General features: G+C 73.4%; 19 protein-coding genes. 8 read left to right on the top strand and 11 right to left on the bottom strand.

Annotated elements, in window-relative coordinates; translation table 11 throughout:
- Positions 1-133 precede the first annotated feature (133 nt).
- Complete coding sequence (locus tag ABZ721_RS23550; RefSeq protein WP_358790652.1) at positions 134-727, bottom strand: PASTA domain-containing protein; 594 nt, start codon at positions 725-727, stop codon at positions 134-136.
- Positions 728-911: 184 nt separating this feature from the next.
- On the opposite strand from ABZ721_RS23550, the gene ABZ721_RS23545 reads away from it, so the two are divergent.
- Positions 912-1697 carry a response regulator transcription factor gene (locus ABZ721_RS23545; RefSeq protein WP_358790651.1) on the top strand — a complete coding sequence of 262 codons (786 nt, stop codon included), beginning with the start codon at positions 912-914 and terminating at the stop codon, positions 1695-1697.
- A 37-nt stretch (positions 1698-1734) separates the two neighbouring features.
- Here ABZ721_RS23545 and ABZ721_RS23540 read toward each other — a convergent pair whose 3' ends face one another.
- The 4 genes from ABZ721_RS23540 to ABZ721_RS23525 form a co-directional block, all read right to left on the bottom strand.
- Positions 1735-2415: a HEAT repeat domain-containing protein gene (locus tag ABZ721_RS23540; RefSeq protein ID WP_358790650.1), complete on the bottom strand. Its 681-nt coding sequence runs from the start codon at positions 2413-2415 to the stop codon at positions 1735-1737.
- Positions 2416-2555: 140 nt separating this feature from the next.
- Positions 2556-2858, bottom strand: a complete 303-nt coding sequence (locus ABZ721_RS23535; RefSeq protein ID WP_358790649.1) for a hypothetical protein — start codon at positions 2856-2858, stop codon at positions 2556-2558.
- Positions 2859-3006: 148 nt separating this feature from the next.
- Positions 3007-4569, bottom strand: a complete 1563-nt coding sequence (locus ABZ721_RS23530; protein ID WP_358790648.1) for a DEAD/DEAH box helicase — start codon at positions 4567-4569, stop codon at positions 3007-3009.
- A 381-nt stretch (positions 4570-4950) separates the two neighbouring features.
- Complete coding sequence (locus ABZ721_RS23525) at positions 4951-5154, bottom strand: cold-shock protein (protein ID WP_034275260.1); 204 nt, start codon at positions 5152-5154, stop codon at positions 4951-4953.
- 283 nt (positions 5155-5437) lie between these two features.
- Here ABZ721_RS23525 and ABZ721_RS23520 point away from each other — a divergent pair, with 283 nt between their 5' ends.
- Positions 5438-5758 (top strand): SCO5918 family protein, encoded by a 321-nt coding sequence (locus ABZ721_RS23520; RefSeq protein WP_358790647.1) that lies wholly within the window; start codon positions 5438-5440, stop codon positions 5756-5758.
- A gap of 45 nt (positions 5759-5803) precedes the next feature.
- Here the strand turns inward: ABZ721_RS23520 and ABZ721_RS23515 are convergent, their stop codons facing one another.
- Positions 5804-6418 (bottom strand): restriction endonuclease, encoded by a 615-nt coding sequence (locus ABZ721_RS23515; RefSeq protein ID WP_358790646.1) that lies wholly within the window; start codon positions 6416-6418, stop codon positions 5804-5806.
- Between the two features lie 104 nt (positions 6419-6522).
- A complete protein-coding gene (locus tag ABZ721_RS23510; protein ID WP_358790645.1) occupies positions 6523-7479 on the bottom strand; it encodes a helix-turn-helix domain-containing protein in 957 nt (318 codons plus the stop codon).
- A 148-nt stretch (positions 7480-7627) separates the two neighbouring features.
- On the opposite strand from ABZ721_RS23510, the gene ABZ721_RS23505 reads away from it, so the two are divergent.
- The 4 genes from ABZ721_RS23505 to ABZ721_RS23490 all read left to right on the top strand — a co-directional run bounded on the left by ABZ721_RS23505 (position 7628) and on the right by ABZ721_RS23490 (position 12973).
- Positions 7628-8647: a saccharopine dehydrogenase NADP-binding domain-containing protein gene (locus ABZ721_RS23505; RefSeq protein ID WP_358790644.1), complete on the top strand. Its 1020-nt coding sequence runs from the start codon at positions 7628-7630 to the stop codon at positions 8645-8647.
- 109 nt (positions 8648-8756) lie between these two features.
- Positions 8757-9104, top strand: coding sequence for a VOC family protein (locus ABZ721_RS23500; RefSeq protein WP_358790643.1), 348 nt, complete (start codon positions 8757-8759; stop codon positions 9102-9104).
- A gap of 177 nt (positions 9105-9281) precedes the next feature.
- The gene (locus tag ABZ721_RS23495; RefSeq protein ID WP_358790642.1) at positions 9282-11183 is read left to right on the top strand and encodes a LamG-like jellyroll fold domain-containing protein; all 1902 of its coding nucleotides are present in this window, start codon (positions 9282-9284) and stop codon (positions 11181-11183) included.
- A gap of 116 nt (positions 11184-11299) precedes the next feature.
- Entirely contained in the window at positions 11300-12973 is a 1674-nt protein-coding gene (locus ABZ721_RS23490; protein ID WP_358790641.1) for a PHP domain-containing protein, read from the top strand.
- An 8-nt stretch (positions 12974-12981) separates the two neighbouring features.
- On the opposite strand, the gene ABZ721_RS23485 is transcribed toward ABZ721_RS23490, so the two are convergent.
- The 3 genes from ABZ721_RS23485 to ABZ721_RS23475 are packed head-to-tail and all read right to left on the bottom strand — an operon-like array spanning position 12982 to position 14932.
- Positions 12982-13809 carry a hypothetical protein gene (locus ABZ721_RS23485; protein WP_358790640.1) on the bottom strand — a complete coding sequence of 276 codons (828 nt, stop codon included), beginning with the start codon at positions 13807-13809 and terminating at the stop codon, positions 12982-12984.
- Entirely contained in the window at positions 13806-14714 is a 909-nt protein-coding gene (locus ABZ721_RS23480) for an XRE family transcriptional regulator (RefSeq protein WP_358790639.1), read from the bottom strand. The genes ABZ721_RS23485 and ABZ721_RS23480 overlap by 4 nt, the downstream gene beginning before the upstream one ends.
- Complete coding sequence (locus ABZ721_RS23475; RefSeq protein ID WP_358790638.1) at positions 14711-14932, bottom strand: hypothetical protein; 222 nt, start codon at positions 14930-14932, stop codon at positions 14711-14713. The genes ABZ721_RS23480 and ABZ721_RS23475 overlap by 4 nt, the downstream gene beginning before the upstream one ends.
- Before the next feature lie 565 nt (positions 14933-15497).
- On the opposite strand from ABZ721_RS23475, the gene ABZ721_RS23470 reads away from it, so the two are divergent.
- Positions 15498-16247: an alpha/beta family hydrolase gene (locus ABZ721_RS23470; RefSeq protein ID WP_358790637.1), complete on the top strand. Its 750-nt coding sequence runs from the start codon at positions 15498-15500 to the stop codon at positions 16245-16247.
- A 27-nt stretch (positions 16248-16274) separates the two neighbouring features.
- On the opposite strand, the gene ABZ721_RS23465 is transcribed toward ABZ721_RS23470, so the two are convergent.
- Positions 16275-16694, bottom strand: a complete 420-nt coding sequence (locus tag ABZ721_RS23465) for a PPOX class F420-dependent oxidoreductase (RefSeq protein ID WP_358790636.1) — start codon at positions 16692-16694, stop codon at positions 16275-16277.
- 208 nt (positions 16695-16902) lie between these two features.
- Between ABZ721_RS23465 and ABZ721_RS23460 the strand changes: the two genes are divergently transcribed.
- Positions 16903-17736, top strand: coding sequence for an aldo/keto reductase (locus ABZ721_RS23460; RefSeq protein ID WP_358790635.1), 834 nt, complete (start codon positions 16903-16905; stop codon positions 17734-17736).
- Positions 17737-17744: the final 8 nt, after the last annotated feature.

The raw sequence follows: 17744 nt of genomic DNA, 5'->3' as shown, positions 1-17744 counted from the left end.
CTCGACCTCGCCCACCCCGCCGTCCGCGGCCGCTACGCGGCCTCGCGGATCCTGCTGAAGTACACCGCCGCCGCGGGTGCTCAACGGCGACCCCGACGACCCACCGGTCCGGTGGGTCGGCGCGGCCGACGTCTCAGCGGCACTGCCCCCTGGGTGCCAGCAGTCCGATGTGGAGGTTCACCGCCGTCCCCGGGGCGGCGAACGCACCGCCGTCCGGGCTCTGGGACGAGACCTGCCGGTCGTACCGGCACGAGAAGTCGACCTTCCGGGTCACGGTGCCGATGGTGAAGCCCGCGGAGATCAGGATCGACCGGGCCGCGTCCTCCTTCTCCTCGTTCACGTTCGGCACCCGGACCAGGTCGAGCTTCTGCCACGTCGAGCCGTTGGACCACCGGATGATGTTCGGTGCCTGCAGCTTCGCGCTGTAGGTGGCGTCGTCCGGGAAGGTGATCAGGATGGTGTCGAAGGTGATGACGACACCGCTGGCGGTGGGACGGTGCTGGGAGGACATGTCCACCGTCAGGACGTCGCCGGCGTTCGAGATCACCGGCCGCGCGGATCCCCCGTCGGTGTAGACGCCGCCCAGGTCGAACAGCACCGGGGTGGCCGCCGCGACCGGCGCGGCGGCGGCCGGGGCGGCGACGCCGGTTCCCGCTCCCGCCACGCTCAGCACGGTGGCGAGCAGCGCGGTGAGCACTCCTCCGAGGATCTTGCTGCGGACTCGCATGGTCGCCTTCCCCCTCGGGCCCGGTACTGAGGTGCGCGGGTGCGGGCCCGGATGCCCCGCGTCACGGTCGGTCCCGTGCAGCTTGGGCGGCCCGGCGGGCCCGCTGCCATACGAGACTCTGCGTATGCCGGGGACGGCAGCGGCCCGGTATTCTGAGCCCCGCCTGCGGACGAAGGGGGCCCCGGTGGGGAGTTCGTCATCGCTCAGCGACCTGGATCTGCGCACCTTGGCGCGGATCGTCACCGAGGACCGCGCCGACGCGCCCGCACGGGGGTTGCCGCCGTCCCTGCTCCGTGACCTGATGGGCCAGATCGGCTGCGACGAACTGAGCTTCACGGGCTTCGACAGCCACCGGGAGGCGTGGTGGCTGTCGCAGGTCGGCCCCGGTGGTGACGACACGAAGGACGCGGCCGCCGACGCGACGCACTGGCAGCACTACTGGGACAGCCGCCCCTGCAGCCACCCCGACCGCACCGGCGACCTGCGCAGCGTCGTGACGATCACGGACTTCTACTCGGCCCGGCAGTGGCACAGCACCGGCATGTACACCGACTACTTCCGGCCGGCGGGGATAGAGCACCAGATCATGCTCTGCATGCCCGCCGGAACGCCGGGGACCAACGGCCGCGGCCGGACCCTGCGGATGTTCCTGTTCCGCGGTCCCGGCCAGGACTTCTCCGAGCGCGACCGCGCGCTGCTCACCCTGCTCCGCCCCCACCTGCACGAGGCGTACCTGGAGACCGAACGGCGCCGGCACCCCACCCCCCAGCTGACGCCCCGCCAGTGGCAACTGCTGCACCTGCTCGCCGCGGGCCACACCAACGTCCAGATCGGCCGCCGACTGGGCGTCTCGGAGGGAACCGTGCGCAAGCACCTGGAGAACACCTACCGGCGCCTGGACGTCTCCAACCGCATGGCCGCGGTCCACCGCGCCTTCCCCAACGGAGTGACCGTCCCGCAGGAGGACTGACCACCACCGGCGCCGTCACGGCTCCGAGGTCGCCGCCTCAGCGCTCGAGCCCTCCCGCGAGGAGGTCCCGCAGGGCGGCGGCGGCGGGGTCGTCCAGACATTCGGCCAGGTGCGACAGCTGTGCCCGCCGCCCGGTGTCCGCACCGGCCCGCGCGGCCAGGCGCGCGGCCCACGCCTCCCGCTGCCCCGAGGCGACCCCGGCCGTCTCGTTGAACAGCGCGTACAGGGCGTACCAGCGCACCGCGTCGCTGTCGTCCGCGGCCAGCCGCAGGAGCGTGTCGAGAACCTCCGGCTCCGTCCGCTCCGGATCGGCCAGGCCGGGCAGCGCGGCGGCGACCGCGAACCGGACCGGCTGCGCGGGATGAGCGTGATGGCCGAGCACCCGGCCGAGAGTCCGGCGGGCGTGGTGGTATCCGAGCACGGAGATCATCCAACCGAGCACCCACGGGTCGGGCTCGTCGCCCATCTCGGCCTCGACGATCTCGACGGTTTCCGCGGTGAAGGGACGGCAGCCCTCGCTGTCGCCCCGTCCCAGTTCACGCAGGATCCGCGCGCCCAGTTCCCGCTCCACCGGATCCTCGCGGACCAGCAGGTCCGCGGCCCGGTCGAAGACCTCCCGGGTCGGGCGGTCGTGCAGGGCGACCAGGCAGGGCGCGGCGGCGTCCTCGTCCGCCGCGGCGACTTCGGCGAACGCCCCGGCGAACAGCTCGTCCGTCATTGCGCCGCCTCCACCGGTCCCCATGCGCCCTTGCCTTCCCTGCCGTCCGCAGCCGACCCGGAGCGATCGACGCCGCTCGGCTCAGCGCTGTGCGCGCTGCGCGCCGTCCGCGTCGAGTACGCGCCCGACGCGAAGGCGCCTCAGACCCGTTCGGCCGTACGCTGCGGCGTCAGTTCCACGCCCGGCGGGCGCAGGAACAGGCTCAGCGTGTGGACGGGCTCGGTCGACCGACGGTCCCAGCGGGTGTCGACGACGGTGCACGCCGGTCCCTCGCCCAGCCAGTCCGCCGCCGCCTGGAACAGGGCCACCGGGTCCTGACCTGCCAGGATCAGCGTCGCGTCGTCCTCCACGGTGACCCACAGGTCGACGTGCGAGTTCACGAACGCGCCCGCCCGCTCGCGCAGTTCCTCCACCAGAGTCGCAGTACCGGGATCAGTCATCATCGCTCCACCTTCTTGCCAATATCAGTGACGGTTCGTGTGCCCCGCTCACCGTCCGTTACTCCTGCCGGTTGTCCGGAAGACGCCGAGAGCCGTTCCGCCCCCGGCGTCGGGGGTGGAACGGCTCTCGGGCTGCCGTCGGGCGGCGGTGCTACGCGGCGGCGTTCGTCGTGCGCGGCGCGGGGCGCTCGCCCGGCGCCGAGCGGCGGGCCTGGGCGAAGCGGCTGCGCCGCCCGCGGGTCGCGGAGGAGCTGCGCTTGGCGCGCTCCACCACGGGCGCGGCGATGACGACCGGCACGCCGCTGGGGGCCTGCGCGCCGGTGATCCGGGTCAGCTCGGCCTCGTCGGGACGGACCTGCGCGGTCTGCGGGGTGATGCCCGCGTCGCGCATCAGGCGGATCATGTCGCGGCGCTGGTTGGGCAGGACCAGCGTGACGACGCTGCCGGACTCGCCGGCGCGGGCGGTGCGGCCGCCGCGGTGCAGGTAGTCCTTGTGGTCGCTCGGCGGGTCGATGTTGACGACCAGGTCGAGGTTGTCGACGTGGATGCCGCGGGCGGCGACGTTCGTCGCGACCAGCACGGTCACGTGCCCGGTCTTGAACTGCTCCAGGGTGCGCGTGCGCTGCGGCTGCGACTTGCCGCCGTGCAGGGCCGCGGCCCGCACCCCGCTGTTCAGCAGGTGGTCGGTGAGCTTGTCCACGGCGTGCTTGGTGTCGAGGAACATGATGACGCGTCCGTCGCGGGCGGCGATCTGCGTGGCCACGACGTTCTTGTCGGCACCGTGGACGTGCAGCACGTGGTGCTCCATCGTGGTGACCGCGCCGGCCGAGGGGTCGACGGAGTGGACGACCGGGTCGTGCAGGTACTTGCGCACCAGCAGGTCGACGTTGCGGTCCAGGGTGGCCGAGAACAGCATCCGCTGCCCGTCCGGGCGCACCTGGTCCAGCAGCGCGGTGACCTGCGGCATGAAGCCCATGTCGGCCATCTGGTCGGCCTCGTCGAGCACCGTGATGCCGACCTGGTCCAGCCGGCAGGCGCCCCGGTCGATGAGGTCCTTGAGGCGGCCCGGCGTGGCGACGACGACTTCGGCGCCACCGCGCAGCAGGTGGATCTGCCGCCCGATGGACATGCCGCCGACGACCGTGGCCATCCGCAGCCGCAGCGAGCGGGCGTACGGCGTCAGGGCGTCGGTGACCTGCTGGGCGAGCTCACGGGTCGGAACCAGCACCAGGGCGAGCGGCTGCAGCGGTTCGGCGCGCTGTCCGGCGGTCCTGGCGAGCAGCGCCAGGCCGAACGCGAGGGTCTTGCCGGAGCCGGTGCGGCCGCGGCCCAGGACGTTGCGGCCGGCCAGGGCGTTGGGCAGCGTCGCGCCCTGGATGGGGAACGGCACCGCCATGCCCTCGTGGGCCAGCGTGGCCAGCAGGGCGGCCGGCATGTCCAGGGCGGCGAAGGTCTCCACCGCGGGCAGGGCCGGGGTGATCGTCACCGGCAGGGCGAACTCGCCCTGCACGGACGGGCGTCGGCTGGAGCCGCCGGGCCGGCCGGAGCCCGCGTAGCCGCCGGAGCGGCCGGACCCGCCGTAGCCACCGGAACGGCTCGGCGCGCCGGAGCGGCTCGGGGCCGAACGGCTGTAGCTGCTCGAGCCCGAGGAGCTGCCGCGGCTGCTGCTGGAGGTGGAGCCGGAATATGAACGACTGGAACGTACGGGGTTCAAGGAGAACCTTCCTGGATACGGACGGCACGCACCCAGGAGGCCGCAGCGGCGAACACGCCGCACGAAGGCATCGCAAGAACGAACCGGAAGAACGAGCGGAAACGGAGCGGGATCGAAGCGGCGCGGAAGAGACCGCGCGAACACGCTTCGCCACGAGCGGCACTGCCAGAAATGGCGGCCGGAGCTGGACCGTATCGGGTGGGTCCTGGGCAGTGAACACAGCGCGGTCGTGGACCGCGGAGCCGCCTGCCGTGCGGCGGTGGAGCCGGTGCCCGCAGCGGCCCCGGCCCCGCGAGGCGCGGGGAGCGGTGGGGCGTGTGGGCGACGGACAGGGCCCGCGACCTTGCGGAGCGGGCCCTGTGCGTAAGACGCGTGTCAGCGTCAGGCGGGAACGATGTTCTCGGCCTGCGGGCCCTTCTGGCCCTGCGTGACGTCGAAGGAGACCTTCTGGCCCTCCTGCAGCTCACGGAAGCCCTGAGCGGCGATGTTCGAGTAGTGGGCGAAGACGTCAGCGCCGCCGCCGTCCTGCTCGATGAAGCCGAAGCCCTTTTCCGCGTTGAACCACTTCACGGTGCCAGTAGCCATGTGTGTCTCCTTTTAAGACAAGGCAGAACCGAAAACCGCACTGTGCGGAGTCCGCGTCGCCGCGATGAGCCCATCCGGAGATGACCGGCTAAACAAAAAATGCACCCGCGGGTCAAGCCCGTCGAGTGCACACAAGTTCATGGGTACCACAACTGCAACTGAGATCAACATAGCACAGTCGCCGCCCCGGCGTGGGGTTCACGCGCTCCAGTCGGTCCTTCCTGAACGGGACTTGATGTGGGACTCTGGGAATACCACCACCCCCTCCCTTAACTGAGGCACTATGCGCTGCATCATCGCCGGCTTCCCCTTCGACCTGACGAAGAGCGAGGTGCTGCAGAAGATGCAGGGCGTCAAGCCCGAGCCGGTCGCCGGCGAATCAGTGATCATCAGCCGCCGCACCTACCCGGTCAAGCAGGTGGGCCAGGTGCTCACCCGGCAGGACCGGCGCGACTTCTCCGCCGAGCAGATCACCCGGGCCATGACCCGGCTCGGCTTCACCTGCCGTCCCGCGCCCGTCGCCGTCCCGGCCCCGCCCGCCGCGACCCCGGGCGAGAACGCGCCCGAGGACGCGATGCCGGGCAGCCACCACGCCTACAGCTGACACCTGGGCCGCCCGGAGCACCGCCGGGTCGGGAGCGCGGCCGCGTCAGGCGTCCGCGCCGGGCCGCGGCGGTGACGTGCGTCCGCTCACCGTTCCGGGGCGCTTGTGGGTGCCGGCGCGGGCGATGTCCAGGGTGACGAACGATGCGAGCGCCGTGCCGGTGTTCCAGAAGCCCAGCAGGTCCAGGTCGATGAGGACCAGGGCGTGCTTGGCGGCGAAGTCCCGGCCGGGCCCGGTGAACGGGCAGGTCGCGACGAACACCGGGACGTCCGCGCCGTGCTCGGCCCGGGCGGTGCCGTTGAACGTCTGGATGTCCCGGCTGCCCACCGACCGGTGCGGGGCGTAGCGCTTGCACTGGATGACGACCTTGCGGCCGTCGGGCAGGTAGCCGATGACGTCGGCGCCCAGGTCCCCCGACCCGCCGACGCGGACCACGTCGCTGCAGCCGTCACGCCGGCACAGGTCCGCGACGTACTCCTCGAACTCCCGATCGTTCATGGCCAGCACCGCGTCCATGGTCCGCCGGGCGTCGAGGCGCGCCTGTTCCGCCAGGCGCAGCTGCTCGGCACGGGCCTGCGCCCGTCCGGCCCGCGCCCGCGCCACGATGACGGCGCCGCCCGCCACCACGATCAGTGCGACCAGCACCAGCAGAAACGTCATGGGTCCGCACCTCCCGCTTCGTCACCGAGTGTGACCGGCGTGCGCGGGGTCGGGCAAGACCGCCTCGGCGCCCGTACGCCGCCCGGCCGGACCCCGGCGCACCGTCAGCGCGCCGGATCGAACGCCTGCCGGTACCGGTAGGGAGTGGTGCGGTTGATCCGCGCGAAGTGCACGCGCAGACTCTGCGCCGACCCGAACCCGCAGCGTTCCGCGACGCGGTCGACTGTGTCGTTCGTCGTCTCCAGCAGGTCGCGCGCCCGCGCGACGCGCTCGTGCACGAGCCACTGCAGCGGGGTGGTGCCGGTGCCGGCACGGAAGTGCCGCAGGAAGCTGCGTTTGCTCATCGCCGCCCGGGCGGCCAGGTCGTCGATGGTCAGCGGGCGGTGCAGCTGCGTGCGGGCCCACTCCAGCACCGGGGCCAGGCTCGTCGCCCCGCTGGCCGGCACGGGCCGGTCGATGTACTGGGCCTGGCCGCCCTCGCGGTGCGGTGAGATGACCATGCGGCGGGCGAGGGTGTTGGCCACGTGGCTGCCGTGGTCGAGGCGGACGAGGTGCAGGCACAGGTCGAGCCCCGCGCACTCGCCCGCGGAGGTGAAGATCCCCTCGTCCTGCGTGTAGAGCACGTGCGGGTCCATCAGCACCGCCGGCCAGCGCGCGGTCAGTTCGGCGGCGTGCATCCAGTGCGTGGTGGCCCGGCGGCCGTCCAGCAGCCCCGCGGCCGCCAGGGTGAACGCCCCGGTGCAGATCGACGCGATCCGTGCCCCGCGCGCGTGCGCCGCGCGCAGGGCGTCGAGCAGTTCCGGCGGCGGGTCGCCCTGCAGGTCGGCACAGGCCGGGACGATCACGGTGTCGGCGCGCTCCAGCTCGGCGAGGCCGGCCCCGTCGAACGACAGGCCCTCCGCCGTGCGCACCGGGCCGTCGTCCACCATCGCGCACAGCTTCACCTCGTACCAGGGGACGGGAAAGTCCCGCCGGGCACGACCGAACACCTCGAACGCGACAGCGGCCTCGAACACCGGGACGTTTCCGGTGAGCGGTACGACGATGCGATGGGGTTGCATGGCGCGAACCTAGCATCATGTGGCGTTCTTGCCACTGCCGCCGAGGGGTGCGCGGAGCCGAGGATGGGAACGGGCCACCGGAGTGCGAACCGCTCCCCCGCCCACCCCGAGATCACCCGCTGCTCACCCTCTGACCAGGAGTTTCGCCATGACATCACAGCCGACGGTCACCGTCTTCGGCGCCTACGGGCACACCGGGCGCTTCGTCGTCGACGAGCTGCTCCGCCGTGGCTGGACTCCCGTCCTGTCCGGGCGGGACGCGGGCAAGCTGGCGGATCTCGCGGCCTCGCACGCCGGTCTGGAGACCAGACCGGCGTCGATCGACGACCCGGCGTCCCTGGACCGCGCCCTGGCGGGCGCGACCGCCGTCATCAACGCCGCCGGCCCCTTCGCCGCCACCGCCGCGCCGGTGATCGACGCCGCCCTGCGTGCCGGGATCCCCTACCTGGACGTGGCCGCCGAGGTGGAGGTCGCCCAGTCCACGGTCGAGCGGTACCCGGCGCCCGCCACCGCGGCGGGGGTCGCGGTCGTTCCCGCGGCGGCCTTCTACGGCGGACTCGTCGACCTCCTCGCCACGGCCGCGATGGGCGACTGGGCCGCCGCGGACGAGGTGTCCGTCGCCTACGCCCTCGACAGCTGGCTGCCCACGGCCGGGACCGTGAACACCGGGTACGTCTCGGACGCCCGCCGCGACAGCAAGCGCCTGGTCTTCCGCCAGGGCCGGCTGGAACTGCGCTCGGACGCCGCCCCGGTCTCCGAGTGGACGTTCCCCGAGCCGTTCGGCACCCAGCGCGTCCAGGAGGACTTCACCACCGCCGACAGCGTCACCCTCCCGCACCACCTGAAGGTCGCCGAGATCAGCAGCCGCATGACGACCGCCCCTCTGGAGGACCTGGGCGGCCCCCGCACGACGCCGCCCACCGGGACCCGCTCGGAGCAGCGGTTCCTGGTCGAGGTCGTCGTCCGGGCCGGGGACACCGAGCGCCGCGCGGTCGCCCGCGGGCAGGACATCTACGCCGTCACCGCCCCCATCGTGGTCGAGGCGGCGCGGCGCCTGCTGGAAAGCCCGGCCCCGCCCGCCGGGGTGCTCACCGTCGGCCAGGTCTCCGACGCGGCGGACTTCCTGCGCTCGCTGGGCTCCGAGCACTTCAGCGTGGAGTTCTCCTGAGCGGGGACGCGGGGCGGTGAAAGCGGCGGCGCGGGCGCGGACAGCGGGGGTGTGTCAGAGCCGTCCTGCACACTTCTGAAAACGCGTCCGTTCTCACCGGGAGTTGTCGATGGCCGTTCGCCGTGTCGTGCCCAACGTCCAGTCCCAGGCCGTGCCCGAGAGCCGGGACTTCTACGGCCTGCTGGGGTTCGAGGAGGTCATGAACCACGGCTGGATCATGACGCTCGCCTCCCCGACCACGCCGACGGCGCAGATCAGTTTCATGGCCGAGGACAGGACCGCGCCGGTCCTGCCCGACCTCAGCGTCGAGGTGGACGACGTGGACGCGGTCCACGCGGCGCTGCGGGACAGCGGGGCGGAGATCGTGCACCCGCTGCAGGACGAGGAGTGGGGGGTGCGGCGCTTCTTCGTCCGCGATCCCAACGGCCGGGTGGTCAACGTGCTGGGCCACCGCTAGGACGGCGCGCGGGACCCGCACCGGGGGCGGCGGGCGGCGGCAGGGACCGGGGGAGATCCCGGCCGCCGACCCGTTCACCCACTCTTCGCCACGCGGTCGTCGCCCGGGCCCCGCCGGGCTCGGCTCGCCGCCTAGCGTGCTCGGCGATCACCCGAAACGCGCCCCGCGGAGACGTCCATGTGCAGTCCCCTCCACCAGCCCGGCGACGCCCTCGCGGCCGGAGCCAGCCGTCGCACGTTCCTGCGTGCCACCGGACTCACGGGGGCCGCCGCGGCCGCGGCGGTCGGGGGGCTCGCCACCGGCACCGCCGCCCACGCGCTGCCCCGGGGGGAGGCGTCCGCCGCCGGTGCGGCCCGCCGTCCCGATCCCGACGACCCCCGCTTCACGCTCGTCGTCATGCCGGACACCCAGTACCTGTTCGACGGCGCCAGCATCGACGCCGCGCCCGTCGAGGCCTCCCTGCGCTACATCCTGGAGCACGGCCGGGACGAGAACATCGCCTTCCTGTCCCACCTGGGCGATCTCACCGAACACGGGCTCCCGGCGGAATTCGGGCCGCTGGGCCGGGCCTTCGAACTGCTCGACCGGCGGCGCGTGGGCTACAGCGTGCTCGCGGGCAACCACGACGTCGACTCCTCCACCGACGACCAGCGCGGCCCGACCCCCTACCTGGACACCTTCGGCCCCCGGCGCCTGCGCAAGCTGCCCACCTTCGGCGGCGCCACGCCCGACGGCTACAACACCTACCACCTGTTCCGCGCCGCGGGCCGCGAGTGGCTGGTCCTCGCCCTCGACTGGCGGCCGTCCGCCGCCGGTCTCGCCTGGGCCCGGGGCGTCATCGAGAAGCACCCGAGGTCACCGGTCATCCTCACCACGCACGAACTCGTCCACGCCGACCGGGACGGCGACGAGGCCGAACTCTCCGCCCACGGCAAGCACCTGTGGGACGAACTGATCGCCGACCACGACCAGATCTTCCTCACCCTCAACGGCCACTACTGGCCCGCCGCCCGCACCACGCGCAAGAACGCGGCGGGCCACGACGTGCACCTGCACATCACCAACTACCAGAACCGCTACTACGGCGGCAGCGCGATGATCCGCCTCTACCGCTTCGACCTCGCCAGGAACACCATCGACGTGGAGACCGTCTCCCCGTGGATCCTCGGCCGCGCGGGCGGGGACCTCAACGAGCTGGAGCGCCGCGAGATCGAGCTGACCGGCCCGCAGGACAGCTTCTCCGTGCCGCTCGACTTCGAGCGGCGCTTCGCCGGCTTCGCCCCCGTCGCCCCGCGCCGCCCCCGCCCCGCCGCGCAGATGCTGCTGCCCGGCACCGTCGCGTACTGGCGGTTCGACGGCGCGCACGCCGACGGCACCGCGGCCGACCCCGCCCTGCGAGTGCCCGACCTGTCCGGTCACGGCAACGACCTGGTGCGCGGGCCGGTGGCGGGCTCCCCCGCGGACGCGCTGCGCTGGTCCACCGGCCACCACCGCGACCAGCCGGGCCACGGCAGCCTGTACTTCGACGGCGGCAAGCCCCCGCTGCACGGCGGGTACCTGCAGACCGCCAAGGACGCCCCGCTCAACGGCAAGACCTTCCGCACCGGCTACACCGTCGAGGCCTTCCTCAAGCTCCCCGCCGACTGGAGCGCCGGGCAGCACGCCTGGGCGTCGATCCTCAGCCGCCGCGGCACCGTCGGCGCCGCCGGGAAGACCACCGGCGACCCGGAGGAGTCCGTCGCCACCCTGTCGCTGTCCGACGGTCCGGGCCTGCAGTGGGCGGCCGCGCCGCTCAGCCAGAACGGCCTGGTGACCAACTGGAGCCACGAGCTGGAGCGGGACACCTGGTGGCACGTCGCCGTCGTCAACGACGGATGGCACACCACGCTCTACGTCGACGGCTGCCGGGTCGCCCGCAATCCCGCGACCCGCACCAACGGCCTCGCCACGCTCGGCCTGCCGTGGATGCTCGGCGCCTACGAGTACGCGGGCGCCCTCGACCAGCTGATGCACGGCTGGATCGGCGACGTCAGGATCACCGAACGCGCGCTGCGCGTGGCCGACTTCATGAACGCCTGACGGTCCGCGACACCCGGCCGTCCGGCTGCCGGACGGCCCACCCGAACCGATGGCACCGACGGCACCGCCGCCGCCCGCACGACCGCTGACCGCACCACCTCTCGAGGAGACCTCCCATGGCGCGACCGAACCAGCCCCTGCCCACCTGGGCGGACCCCGACGTACCGGTCGGGTCGCTGGACCCGCAGGGACTGTCGCGCCGCGGACTCCTGCGCAGCGCCGGCCTGTTCGGCGCGACCTTCGCCGGAGCCGGCCTGCTCGCCCCCACCCCGGCCGAGGCGCACCCCGGCCACGGCGAGGACCCGGACCTCGCCTACCTCGTCGGCGACCACCATGTGCACTCGGTCTACAGCCACGACGCGAAGTACACCTTCTCCCAGCTGGCGCGGGCCGCCTCCCGGTACGGCCTGGACTGGATGGTGCTCACCGAGCACAGCAACTTCGGGCACGCCCGGGCCGGCGGGGCCGCGGCCGAGCACCGCGAGATCCTCCAGGCCCGGCGCGACAACCGCCGCACGCTGATCTTCCAGGGCCTGGAGTGGTACGTCCCCGGGGCCGAGCACTGCACCGTCTTCTCCCCGCCCGGACGCCACGAGGTCGAGCTGCTGACGCGCTTCGAGGAGGCGTACGACGGCAAACTCCTCGGCTTCACCGCCGGCGCGCCGGGCCACCCCGACACCCCGCGCAACGAGGCCCACGCCGTCAAGGCGCTCCAGTGGCTCGACCAGCAGCGCCGCAGCGGCTACGTCGACGACGTCCTCGTCCTCGCCAACCACCCGCTGCGGCTGGGCATCGACTCCCCGCACGAGATGCGCGCCTGGCGCGATGCCGCTCCCGGGATCATGATCGGGATGGAGGGCGCCCCGGGCGCCCAGGCCGCCGCGCTGCCGGGCTGGGGCGGTCCGGCCGGCCGGCGCGGCGAGTACCAGAACGCCCCGTCCGAGCACTCCTGGCCGGGCTACCCGCAAGAGGCGTACCGGACGTACGGCGGCTTCGACTGGGCGACCGCGACGGTGGGCGGCCTGTGGGACGCGATGCTCGCCGAGGGCAGGCTCTTCTCGGTCACCTCCAACTCCGATGTGCACCGCGTCGCGTACGACACGTGGAAGAACGGCGACTGGGCGCCCGGCCAGAACTTCGACAACACCGGACGCCTCCCGGACCCGGTGGACACCGACGAGCCGCAGCCCGGCAGCGACTTCTGGCCCGGCCAGTTCAGCCGGACGCACGTCGGCGTCACCCGCTACGGCTACGGGCACGTCATGGCGGGCCTGCGGGCCGGCCGCGTCTGGGTCGACCACGGCCACCTCGTCGACGGCATCGACGTCCGGGTCGACCGGGAGCACGGAACGGGCCGCGGCGTCACCCTCGGCGGCCGGCTGCGGGTGCGCCGGGGCGAGCGGATCGTCCTCACGGTGACCGTGACCACCGCCTCACGCCCCAACCAGCGCGGCGACGTGCCGCGGCTGGCGCACCTGGACGTGATCCGCGGCGCGGTCCGTGGCCCGGTCGCCGACCGCGACGCGTGGCGCGCACCCGACACCCGCGTCGTGCACACCGCGGACGTGTCGGGCCGCACGGGCCGCTACACCCTGCGCGTCCCGCTGGGCCGCGCCGAGGAGTCGTCCTACCTGCGGCTGCGCGGCAGCGACGGCCGGCGCAACGGCCCCGGGCTGCTGGGCGCGGCCGTCGACCCGCACGGGCCGGTCACCCACGAGCCGGGCAACGGCGACCCGTGGCTGGACACCTGGCTCTACACCAACCCGGTCTTCGTGGACGTCGCGCGCTGACCGCCTCCTCACCGGTGTCCGCCGCGTGCCGGGTCGTCCGGTGCCCCGTCGGCGCGCGTGTGGTCGGCCCGGCGGCGCAGGAAGGGGGCGCGGGCCTTCTGCCGCTGGCAGATGCCGGCGCCAGGGGCCGCGGCCAGGATGACCGCGATGCGGTCGGCGAAGTGCGGTCCCGGCAGCGGGATCTCGAAGTCGGGGTGGTCGGCGTATCCGGCGGCGACGGCGCCGGGAACGTACTCCATCACCGCGGTCACGACCGCGGTCCTGGAGCGGTCCGCCGGACTCAGCAGCCGGCCCAACACCCGCAGGACGGTCGGGGTGCTGGAGTCGAGGGTCAGGTTCTCGGCGGGGTCGGTGTCCCCGGGCAGGTTGACCGACTCCGGCGCGGGCTGGATGTCGATGCGGGTCTGCTGTCCCCACCACGCGGCGGCGTGGGTCTCCCCCAGCGCGAGGTGGTGCAGGTACAGGCAGTACGAGGCCACGTCGTCGCCGGCCCCGGCGGCGTACTGCCACCAGAAGCGGGCGCCGTCCTCGGAGTCGGCCAGGTGCAGGATGCAGCCCAGTACCCGCGCACCGCGCGGGTCGGGCAGCTGCTCGGTGACGAAGTCGCTCAGCGACGTCACGGCCGTCTGCGTCACCACCGTCTCGCAGAGCGTCCGCAGGTCGTAGGCCGCGTCCCGCCCGGGGGGGTTCGCACCGCCCGGGCTCGTCGACGGCCAGGACAGCACGTCGTGCGCACCGGCCGGCGCGTAGACGTCCTCGTACGTCACGACGTCGCGCGGCACGCCCGCCTCCCGCATCAGCAGCGCACGGGCGAGGAGTTGATCGATCGACGTCATTGGGAAGCGCCTCCCGGGCGGTCGTGGAGGTTGAGGGTCTCGGTGAGCGTGCGCTTGGCGTGGCGGTCGTCGGAACGCGCCGAGGCCAGCGGAACGCCCAGCACCTCGGCCGCGGCGGTGGTGTCCATGCCGCACAGGTAGCGCAGGATCGTCACGTCCATCTGGTTGTCCGGCAGCCGGCTGACGGCGTCGAACAGCGTCATCGACTCGCCGATCTGGGTGAAGCGGTCCGCGGGGTCCGCGGCCCGGTCCTGGGCGACGGTGGCGAAGGCGGCGGCGGCCAGCAGGGGGTGGCCGTCGACGTGCGGGGTGCGCGCCATGACCCGCGAGCGCAGGAGCCGCCAGGCGAACCGCTGCACGTTGGAGCTGCCCAGCGCCTCGTCCCAGCACAGCCACAGGACGTCGAAGGTCTCCAGCACCACGCAGGCGGCCCGCTCGTCGGTGAGCAGCAACGCCTTGGCGTAGGAGGTGTAGGGGGCCTGGTGGGTGGCGGTGAAGCCCTGGTGGTCCAGCGGCCGGACGTCGGGCCGCCGCGCGGGCGGGACCTCCGCGATGCAGCCCTCTATCCAGTCCTCCTTCTTCTGCGCCTCGCGCGCCGCCGCGACCCACAGGCGCCGCATCGGCCGGGACGGTATGCCGAGCACGCGGATCACGCTGTAGGTGATCTCCCAGCGCGGATACAGTCCGGCGCCGCGCAGCAGCTCCGAGATCCGCGATTTGGAGTACCCGGAGCGCTCCACCAGGTCGTCGAGCGTCAGGCCGCTGGTGAACAGCCGGGTGCGCACCGGTTCGAGCCAGGCGCGGTGCGAGGTGCCGGCCTGCTCGGTGATCGCCTCCGGCTTCCGGCCGCGGCGCACGGGCGGCTCACCCTCGGTCTGCTCGGGCGGGATCGCGTGCGGGCTCACCGGGCGGCACCTTCGTCCGCCCCCGCGCCGGACCCGGGTCCCGCGGCGGTGGACTCGGGCTTTCCGCAGACGGACGCGTGGACGACCTGCTGCACCAGCAACCCGAGCGAGGGCACTAAAGCGGCCACCGCGGCCAGCTGCCCGAGCGCGGCCATGACCGCGCTCCACGAGAAGACCGACACCAGGACGATGACGGTCAACACCTGCTTACTGGACATCGAGACCTTTCCCATTCCGACAGCGGGGCATCCGGAAGGCCTCTTCGCGGCGGTGCTGACGCGCCGTCGAGGAGCCGGGACGCCAGCATGGTGGGCAGGCCGCCCGCGCCGCCATGTGATCATGGGATTATGGAACAATGACCGCGCCCGCGCGGGCCGCTGCACCCCGCCCGCCGGCAACGCGGGAGGAATGATGCCGCGTTGCCCGCTCCCGCGGGCCGACTTCCGCCATCTGCGCGCGTCCGCGGCGCGGGCGGCCGTCAATGGAAGACCGGACGCCGTCGGCGCCGGACCTTCCCTCCGGAAGGCCGTGCCGCCCCCGTGCTGAGTGTGAAGGGGGGCCGCACACCGCTCCCGCCGCTTCCCTGTCGGCGGGAGCGGCTCCCCGGCGACCTCCGGTGACTTCCCGTGATCTTCCGTGATCTTCCGTGATCCCCGTGGTCGACGGGCCGACGTATCGTTCCGTCAGGGGCACCGGCCCGGCCGCTCCGCCCATCCGCAGGGCGAGCGGCTCCGAACAGTCAGTGCGGGGGAACGGTCCCACGCCCCGGTCCAGGAGGTCCACGTGGCACAGGCTTCACCGTCGGCAGCGGTACTCATCCTGCACGGAGGACGCGAAACGGGGCTCGGGCCGCCGCCGCGCGGCCTGCGCAACCTGCCCGCCGTGCGCATGCGCCCGTTCGCCCGGAGCCTGGCCCGGGCCACCCGCGACACGGACGGCGGGCCGGTGCTGCTCCGCAGCCCCGCCTACACCCACCGCGGCTGGAACGGCACCCGCGAGGACCCGCTCCACGACGTCGTCCGCGCCCTCGACGCCCTCAAGGCGGAGGCCGGCGACATACCAGTGGTGCTCCTGGGCCACTCCATGGGCGGCCGCGCAGCGCTGCGCGCGGCAGGCCATCCCCTGGTCACGGGCGTGGTCGGCCTCGCCCCGTGGTGCCCGGCGGGCGATCCGGTCGCCCAGCTCGCCGACCGCGACGTGGTGCTGATCCACGGCACCCGGGACCGGACGACGAGCCCCCGGGCCTCCCGGGAACTCACCGCCCAGGCCCGCCGGGCCGGCGCCCGCACGTGCCACGTCACGCTCCGCGACAGCGACCACGCGATGCTCCGCCGCGCCCCGTCCTGGCACCGCCTGGCCACCGCCGCGGTCACCGGCCTGCTGGGCCGCACACCGCTGCCGCCCGGCATCGCGATGGCGCTGGCCCTGCCCCCGGACGCGTCGGCCGCGGCCGGCAGCGTGGACCTGGACGAGTTGCGTGCCCGTGCGGCGGAAGGCGCCGGCGCCCCGGACGCCACGCCGGCGGCCCGCTGACCCGGCGGGCCGGGTGGGCCGGGACGCTCAGCCGACCTGGCCGTTGTCCTTCAGGCTGCCCCACCCGTGCCAGCGGTCGATCTCGATCCACGCGCTGAACCGGCGGCGGTCGCGCGTCGGGTAGTCCTTGCCGAGGTACTGCTGGGCCAACCGGTCGATGTCGGCCAGTTCCTTGTCCTCGCGCACGTCGACGATGCGGCCGATGATGCTGATGTGCGTGTACCAGTTGCTCTCGTCGAGCACGGTCAGCGTCACCCGCGGGTCGTTGCGCACGTGCTCCAGCCGCTTGCGCCCCTCGTCCATGTTGACCAGCACCCGGCCGTCGTCCCACAGGTACCAGGTGGCGGTGGACACCGGCTGGCCGTCCGAGCGCAGCGTCGTGATCACGGCGGGATTGGCCTTCGACAGCATCGCGATCGCGTCGTCGGGAAGCGGCGGTTTCGACATGGGACACCTTCCGTCACACGTTGTTGGTTGCCGCGGACGATCATCCTCCTGATCGCCCGCCCCGGCCATCCGCACACACGCCGCGCGGCCGGGTCTCCTGCCCCGCCTGCCCCGGACCACCGCACGCCACGCACGGCGCCGCTCCGGCTGCGATCATGAAGGCAGCCCCGAGGACACGGGGTCCTGGGGCTGACAAGGAGCGGACACGATGGCACAGGCTCGGACCGTGGCGTTTCCCTCCGGCATCCGGGTGCCGGCCCTCGGGCAGGGCACCTGGCGGATGGGGGACGACCCCGCCCGGCGCCCGGAGGAGCTCGCCGCGCTGCGGCGCGGCCTCGACCTGGGGCTGACGCTGATCGACACGGCGGAGATGTACGGCAGCGGCGCCGCGGAGGAACTGGTCGGTGAGGCGGTCCGCGGCCGCCGGGACGAGGCCTTCCTCGTCAGCAAGGTGCTGCCGTCCCATGCCGACCGGCAGGGCACGGCCGACGCCTGCCATGCGAGTCTGCGCCGGCTGGGGACGGACCGGATCGATCTGTACCTGCTGCACTGGCGGGGCGGGGTCCCGCTCGACGAGACCGTCGAAGCCCTGGAAGCGCTGGTCGCGAAGGGCAGTGTCGGTGCCTGGGGAGTGAGCAACCTGGACGTCGACGACCTGGCCGAGCTGCCCGACGGCGCTGTGCCGCAGACCGACCAGGTGCTCTACAACCTCTCCCGGCGCGGCCCGGAATTCGACCTGCTCCCCTACTGCCGGGAGTACTCCATCCCGGTCATGGCCTACTCCCCCGTCGAACAGGGCCGCCTGCTCGGCCACCCGGCGCTGCGGACCGTCGCCGCCGCCCACGGGGCGTCGCCGGCCCAGGTGGCACTCGCATGGGTGCTGCGCCGGGACGACGTCATCGCCATCCCCAAGGCCTCCACCACCGCACACGTCGAGGAGAACCACGCGTCCCTCGACCTGCACCTGACGGACGACGACCTCCGCACCCTCGACCGCTCCTTCCCGCCCCCGACCCGCAAGCAGCCCCTCGACATGCTGTGACCCGCCGC

It is taken from the genome of Streptomyces sp. NPDC006733, assembly GCF_040636125.1.
Classification (GTDB): domain Bacteria; phylum Actinomycetota; class Actinomycetes; order Streptomycetales; family Streptomycetaceae; genus Actinacidiphila.
This window is presented reverse-complemented; position numbering and strand designations above follow the sequence as displayed.

Coding starts and splice junctions, on each gene's coding strand:
- ABZ721_RS23535 (WP_358790649.1), bottom strand. CDS start 2,858: ATGATGACTGATCCCGGTACTGCGACTCTGGTGGAGGAACTGCGCGAG.
- ABZ721_RS23525 (WP_034275260.1), bottom strand. CDS start 5,154: ATGGCTACTGGCACCGTGAAGTGGTTCAACGCGGAAAAGGGCTTCGGC.
- ABZ721_RS23460 (WP_358790635.1), top strand. CDS start 16,903: ATGGCACAGGCTCGGACCGTGGCGTTTCCCTCCGGCATCCGGGTGCCG.
- ABZ721_RS23510 (WP_358790645.1), bottom strand. CDS start 7,479: ATGCAACCCCATCGCATCGTCGTACCGCTCACCGGAAACGTCCCGGTG.
- ABZ721_RS23500 (WP_358790643.1), top strand. CDS start 8,757: ATGGCCGTTCGCCGTGTCGTGCCCAACGTCCAGTCCCAGGCCGTGCCC.
- ABZ721_RS23485 (WP_358790640.1), bottom strand. CDS start 13,809: ATGACGTCGATCGATCAACTCCTCGCCCGTGCGCTGCTGATGCGGGAG.
- ABZ721_RS23505 (WP_358790644.1), top strand. CDS start 7,628: ATGACATCACAGCCGACGGTCACCGTCTTCGGCGCCTACGGGCACACC.
- ABZ721_RS23475 (WP_358790638.1), bottom strand. CDS start 14,932: ATGTCCAGTAAGCAGGTGTTGACCGTCATCGTCCTGGTGTCGGTCTTC.
- ABZ721_RS23515 (WP_358790646.1), bottom strand. CDS start 6,418: ATGACGTTTCTGCTGGTGCTGGTCGCACTGATCGTGGTGGCGGGCGGC.
- ABZ721_RS23490 (WP_358790641.1), top strand. CDS start 11,300: ATGGCGCGACCGAACCAGCCCCTGCCCACCTGGGCGGACCCCGACGTA.
- ABZ721_RS23465 (WP_358790636.1), bottom strand. CDS start 16,694: ATGTCGAAACCGCCGCTTCCCGACGACGCGATCGCGATGCTGTCGAAG.
- ABZ721_RS23540 (WP_358790650.1), bottom strand. CDS start 2,415: ATGACGGACGAGCTGTTCGCCGGGGCGTTCGCCGAAGTCGCCGCGGCG.
- ABZ721_RS23550 (WP_358790652.1), bottom strand. CDS start 727: ATGCGAGTCCGCAGCAAGATCCTCGGAGGAGTGCTCACCGCGCTGCTC.
- ABZ721_RS23495 (WP_358790642.1), top strand. CDS start 9,282: ATGTGCAGTCCCCTCCACCAGCCCGGCGACGCCCTCGCGGCCGGAGCC.
- ABZ721_RS23520 (WP_358790647.1), top strand. CDS start 5,438: ATGCGCTGCATCATCGCCGGCTTCCCCTTCGACCTGACGAAGAGCGAG.